This window comes from Pseudorhodoferax aquiterrae (assembly GCF_014652235.1).
In the GTDB taxonomy this organism is placed as follows: Bacteria; Pseudomonadota; Gammaproteobacteria; order Burkholderiales; family Burkholderiaceae_C; genus Pseudorhodoferax; species Pseudorhodoferax aquiterrae.
On record NZ_BMYK01000063.1, the window covers coordinates 1 to 5,622 of the forward strand.

The 5,622-nt window shown below is 61.2% G+C and carries 6 protein-coding genes; 2 read left to right on the forward strand and 4 right to left on the reverse strand.

Features of this window, described 5'->3' with window-relative positions:
- Positions 1-170: 170 nt before the first annotated feature.
- Entirely contained in the window at positions 171-1,223 is a 1,053-nt protein-coding gene (locus tag IE209_RS33345; RefSeq protein ID WP_189691159.1) for a porin, read from the reverse strand.
- Positions 1,224-1,961: 738 nt separating this feature from the next.
- Here IE209_RS33345 and IE209_RS33350 point away from each other — a divergent pair.
- On the forward strand, positions 1,962-2,267 hold the full coding sequence (locus IE209_RS33350) for a hypothetical protein (RefSeq protein ID WP_189691160.1): 306 nt from the start codon (positions 1,962-1,964) through the stop codon (positions 2,265-2,267).
- A gap of 70 nt (positions 2,268-2,337) precedes the next feature.
- A complete protein-coding gene (locus IE209_RS33355; protein ID WP_268245988.1) occupies positions 2,338-2,754 on the forward strand; it encodes an RrF2 family transcriptional regulator in 417 nt (138 codons plus the stop codon).
- 63 nt (positions 2,755-2,817) lie between these two features.
- Here IE209_RS33355 and IE209_RS33360 read toward each other — a convergent pair whose 3' ends face one another.
- The 3 genes from IE209_RS33360 to IE209_RS33370 all read right to left on the reverse strand — a co-directional run.
- On the reverse strand, positions 2,818-3,951 hold the full coding sequence (locus tag IE209_RS33360) for a hypothetical protein (protein WP_229883189.1): 1,134 nt from the start codon (positions 3,949-3,951) through the stop codon (positions 2,818-2,820).
- Positions 3,952-4,053: 102 nt separating this feature from the next.
- Positions 4,054-4,989, reverse strand: a complete 936-nt coding sequence (locus tag IE209_RS33365; RefSeq protein WP_373305471.1) for an N-formylglutamate amidohydrolase — start codon at positions 4,987-4,989, stop codon at positions 4,054-4,056.
- Between the two features lie 3 nt (positions 4,990-4,992).
- Positions 4,993-5,622, reverse strand: a 630-nt coding sequence (locus IE209_RS33370; RefSeq protein WP_268245989.1) for a tripartite tricarboxylate transporter substrate-binding protein, incomplete at its 5' end; no start/stop codon positions are given.

The following is a 5,622-nucleotide window of genomic DNA, read 5'->3' on the forward strand; positions in this document are numbered from 1 at the left end:
TGCTCACTGAGCCTGCTCGGCGAAGTCAAGATGACTTCGCCGGACGCTTACTTTCGATGTACGAAAAAAGGCCCCGGTCCTTACGAACCAGGGCAAATCCCACTCAGGTCATCGCGAATGAAAAATGGAAGGCCACGCAGTTGACCGGGTTCTGCGCGGCCCTTGGTCCGTCAGAACAGGTGACGCACGCCGATCGAGTAACCGGTGGCGCTATCGCCGGCCGAGATCGGGTTGGCAAGAGCCGACGACGAGGTTGCGAAGCCTCGGGTGGCGTTGTCGTCGTTGTTGACGCGGGCGATCATGCCGTACAGCGAGGTCCGCTTGGACAGCTTGTGGACGTACCCGGCGGCAAGCTTGTACGTGTCCGCATCGTCGACGGTCTTGTTATTGAACTGCGTGAAGGCCACACGGATCTCGCCCGCAGCGCCCACGGGAGCGATGGCACCCAGCGTCCATGCGTCGACGCGACGACCCGCGCCACGCTCGCTTGCCAGCAGAAGCATGGGCTTGATCATGCCGAAGTTGTACGAAGCGCCGAGGTTGTAGGCCTTGTAGGTTTCCTTGATGGTGTCCGAGCCGCCCGTGATCTGTGCGTAGCCGCCAGCGACCTCAAGCGCACCGGCCTTGTAACCCAGACGCCCGGTCACAGCGTTGCCGCGATCGCTGTTGCCCTGGTTGCTGGGCCGCTCGCCGAACGAGTACTGCAGCTGGCCGTGGAAGCCGCCCATGTTCGGGCTCACGTAGGAGATGATGTTGCTCGAGCGCTTGGGATGGCTGCCTTCTGCAGTGCCTTCTGCACCGGTCGCGCTTCCCAGCATGTTGTTCAAGCCGTTGCCGCCCACGCCGATGTCGCCGAACGGGTCGAAGGATTCGATGTTGAGGTAGGAGGCCAACTTATCCCGGCCCAGACGGACTTCACCGAAGTTGCCCATCAGGCTGACCGTGGAGCGACGGTCGAATCGGTAGCTCGATCCGCCGTTGTCCACGCCGACAGAACCTTCGAGCCAGAAGCCGGCTTTCAGACCGCCACCCAGGTCTTCCACGCCGCGGAAGCCAAGGCGGCTGCTCGACAGTTCGCCGTTCGACATGCCCGTGTTGTTGGCGGTGTCGCTGGACAGTCGGGTGATGGACGCGTCGAGAACGCCGAAAAGGGTGACGGTGCTTTGGGCCGACGCGCTTGCAGCGCCGGTGAGTGCGGCAACGGCCAGAAGGATGTGTTTCATGCTAGTAAGTGCTTCGTGATTGAAAAATCTTGGTTCGTGGGATGCCGCTGGAGACAGCGACCGGAACCAGCGCCTCATCGAGGAGCCACGAAGAATTTGACCCATCGCCTGTGACAAGACGGGGTCGACAACGCACCTGACGCATTGCACGCCAATTGAAGCGAAGTATCTGTCTTGAATATGACCTTGAAATGACGGCTTTGATCGGTTTGCCGTCAGGTTGAGGCCGTGGCATCGAGGAAAACATCGGACGACTGCTGCGCGGGAGTACCCGCAAAGCCCCGTCGGCTGTGGCTCTCGTCGTTCTCCACAGCAAATCGGACGCCAGTTTCGGTCTGTCAGATTTGAGATATGGCGTCCACACAACACTCCGGCGCCAATGCGACCTCGGGAAAATCCCTTAGCTCCGGTCTGTGTTTCGGAAGCGATCCGTTGTCTCTTGTTGGCGCAGTCTTTGACCCATGAGCCTTGTGCCGCCAGCTTTCAAGTCTTGGCATCCACAGGCTGCCGCATCCCCAGGCGATCTGATGGCGCGATGACTTGCAGATGACGAAAACGTAAAGGCGTTGCCTGTTGATCTTCGATCTCGAAACCTAGACTCTTGGAACGCGCCACGATTGCGTGGCCGTGTATCGCAAGAGCGCGCATTCGCAAGTTGCCGTAGTGGATGCGGTTTGTGCGCGCTCATTTGCGACATCCAGGAGGCACGGCCGTGCAGGCCGCATTCCAAACCCGGCCATGACCATCACGCACTCATTTCCAATTCCTCCCGAGTTCGATCCATTGGCGATGGAGGGGCGCCCCTACTGGCTTGTCGTCGATTACCGGATCCGCGCGTGGGCACGCGACGTTCTCGTTGACCTCGCTCGACTGGAGCGCGCTGGACTTTTGCAGTCCAACGACCCTTGGGTCCGAACCTTCTTGACGGGCATGGTCGACGGCACCTGCGACATGGTGTCCAAAAGCAAGTGGCTGTTCTGTCTTGAGGGCTTGGACGAGATGCGCGGGGTCACGGTCCCCGCCCAAAGGCGAGCCGCGGCATGATCTCTAGGGCGATAACGTCGACGGGCGGGCTTGCCCCGATCGTTGAGGCGTTCTGCGCCTCTTCAGCGGGATGAGGCTGAGCACCAGAAGCCGCCTCGCGGTGGATTTGATGACTTCCCTGGCCATCCACGGTGCTCGCGCCGTGAGCCTGATCTCGTTGGCGAACCGCCATCAGATCTCGCGCGGCTATGCGGAAGGTCTCGTCGCACAGCTGCGCGTGGGCGGCCTCGTGACGTCTTTCAAGGGCATCACTGGCGGATACTGCCTTGCACGTCCTCCAAGCGCGATCAGCGTTGCCGACATCGTTCTGGCTGTCGACGACGACGCGGCTACCGACGTTCTGCGAGCGTTTGCGGGGGTGGCGGTCGACGACGACCATTCCGCAGCCATGTGGCGTCGGCTTTCCGAGATGACCTTGCGATTGCTCGAAGGCGTCTCGCTACGCCAATTGGCGCAAAGAGAGATCGAAGCGACGGGTCGTCTGTAGCACCAGAGTGGATGCTAGGCCCGGCCGATGGCTGGCATCCTTGCAACCGGCCGTTGAGCAGGCTCAATCGACGAACGGGCCCGGCCCCGCCAACGCACCGGGGGCCTGCAAAGCGAACACGCAGTCGAACAACTTCTCGGCCTCCTCCCAACTCGCACCTTCCTTCCACAACGTCAAAAAGTTGCGGCTCGCATCCACCACCGTCGGGCTGACCTGAAGGGTGTGCATGTGCAGCGATGAGAACGTGTCCTCCCGATCGTGCGCCGATCCGAGTTGTCCTGCGTAGCTGTAGAACCTGTCGATGCGGCCAGGCTGCGCAAACCTGGAAGTTTCGGGACACATCGCTCCCGTCTCAGCGACACGCCCGCTGTGTGCCTGCGAAAAGCTGTCTTGAACCATGTGAAGCAACGCGCCCATCGCTACCTGCGAAAGGTCCTTGCGCACCTCCACGATGCCGGTTGCCAAGAGGTTGGTGGCCGTGATGTCCCCCGGGAAGTACTCCCCCAACGCCGCAGGCTCCATGTCGCGAATGAATCGATCCGTGGGCAGCGTCTTGGTAGCGACACCCCATAAGAATTGCGCCCAGGTCTTCATGCGACGCTGGGTGACGGCTGCCATTTCGCCATCGTGGGCCGCCATCGAATGAAAGAATTGAAGGTCGCCAAAGTGCGATCGATACAGAATGTATTCGCCAGGCCCGAAGGCTGGAGTCGATGAGTCCTTGGCCAAGTTGGCCTTCGCCGCAGTACCTGCATCGGCAAACAAGGTTGCCCAACATTTGGGCTGCGCGGTCGATCGCAACGCGACCGCCGGATTGCAACTGGACGTGCGAGGAGGCTTGTCCCGATTGAGTGCGAAGGGTGGGTCGTCAGGCCATCTGACGCCATACAGCAAGACTTGGTGTTGCTGAATGGCATCCCGCGTCAGGCACTGAGCCTCCGACCCGGCAGCTGCCGTGCAGTCAAGCGCATTCAAAGTGATGGCTTCGTGAACCGGGTTCTTGAGCATGGGCAGCGCGTTGCCCACGAACCAAAGACCGATCCCATCGACCCACTGGTTGGTGCCCACGCTCGTGAGCTTGCGGTCCACATCGCTTATTCGCGGCAGAACCTGAAACGCGTGCCCCATCTCGGACGCAAGCGCAGCCGAGAGCCCTGCCACCATCAGGTACTTACGTAGCCCCAACCTCATCGCCATGCGGTTCTCCTTCTTGTCGCACAAGTCATCCAAGCGAAGCGGCGGGATTCTTACACGGGCGACAAGACTCAGGATTGCCCTGCGGTGCGGCAGAACGGCGACTCACCCCACACGCAGCGGCCCGCCTTCGCCCATCGCTTCCCGCCCTGTCGCAGCCCTGGCTGCGTCGCGATCGCGCATCGGGGCACGCGGTTGGGCGCGAAGATACTCGCGGATCGTGGAAAGAAGTCCCTTGATGTCTCGGCGCACGCACTCGAAGTTGCTGCTTCGCTCTCGCGTCGCTTCATCCATGTAGACCGGTCTGCGGATCTCGATCTGCATGCTGTGTCGGCCCGTCGTCGGCTGTCCAATGCGCCCGATGAGTTCCACACCTTTGTAGGGATCGTTGCGTGCGACCGTGTATCCCTTGGTTCGAAGGTAGTCCTCCACCAACGCGACGAAGGCTGGCTCGCAGGTCGTTCCATCCCGATCACCCAGGACGAAATCCGCAAGAGGGCGGACGCTTCTGATCTGCAGGCGCTCGTACGCGTTGTTCGGCATGGAATGGAGGTTCAAGTGCCAAAGGCCTCCAAAGTCGTGATAGGTGCGCTCCACGGCCTGTGCAAGCGCTGCGTGGTACGGCTCGTAGCATTCGGTGATCCGGCGCTGGACTTCGGCAACGGAGAGCAGGCGGTCGTAGATGCGTAGCCCTTTGACCTTGTGCCAGATCAGTCCTGAACCGATGCGGGTTTTCTCTCCAGGATGAAGTTGCGAAGGCCATGCTGCGTCAAGCAGCGAGGGGTCGATGTCGACCGACGTGCGATTCAAATCGATGTAACTGCGAGGGAAGTGCGCCTCAAGAAGGGTTGCCCCCATGGAAGGGGCGTCACCCCACAAGGCCTCGACGTGCGTGTCTTCCGCTGCGCGCAGGTCCGCGAGCGCCACGGCGTGACCGAAGTCTTCAGGGTAATCGGTTCCACTGTGCGGCGAATCGCACACCAAAGGGATCGCGTCGCCGTGCGGTGCGTGCACCGTGAAGAACGGGCGTGGTTTCATCATGTGTCACTCCGCGCTGAACTTCGCCACCTTGGCGACGGCTGCGTAGCGCGTCACCGCCTGCTGAATCTGGGCTTGAAATTGGGCCGGCGTGTTCGGGATGAGAGTGGCTCCAGCCTCGTCCATCTTCTTGATGAACTCCGGCTGCTGCATGGCGGAATGGATCGCTAGGTTCAACTTGTTGACGATGTCCTGTGGCGTACCAGCCGGCGCAACCACGCCAAACCATCCGCCATTTCCCATTTGTGGGTAGCCCAATTCGCCGTAGGTCGGAACGTCCGGCAACGCAGGCGAACGCTTGTCCGAAAGCACCGCCAGCGCCCTCAGCCGGCCCGACTGGATGTGCAACAGCGCCGACGGCAGGTTGTCGGTGATCCCGTCGACTTGGCCCGCGATGGTGTCGTTCAACGCCATGCCCGATCCTTTGTACGGCACGTGCAAAAGCTTGATCTTCGCCAGACTGGAGAAGTACTCCACGTTCGCGTGTCCAAGCGAGCCTGTGCCTGGGGACGCGAACGTGATTTGTCCCGGTGCCTTCTGAGCTTTCGCAATCAACTCCTGCATGGTCTTCGCCGGGAAGGCTGCGTGCGCATTCCACTGATCGCGGGCACCCATTCCAGACGATGGCGGGCAGCA

Bases quoted from the DNA above. Each gene is read 5' to 3' on its own strand.
- IE209_RS33345 (WP_189691159.1), bottom strand. From the start codon at position 1,223: ATGAAACACATCCTTCTGGCCGTTGCCGCACTCACCGGCGCTGCAAGC.
- IE209_RS33350 (WP_189691160.1), top strand. From the start codon at position 1,962: ATGACCATCACGCACTCATTTCCAATTCCTCCCGAGTTCGATCCATTG.
- IE209_RS33355 (WP_268245988.1), top strand. From the start codon at position 2,338: ATGAGGCTGAGCACCAGAAGCCGCCTCGCGGTGGATTTGATGACTTCC.
- IE209_RS33360 (WP_229883189.1), bottom strand. From the start codon at position 3,951: ATGGCGATGAGGTTGGGGCTACGTAAGTACCTGATGGTGGCAGGGCTC.
- IE209_RS33365 (WP_373305471.1), bottom strand. From the start codon at position 4,989: ATGATGAAACCACGCCCGTTCTTCACGGTGCACGCACCGCACGGCGAC.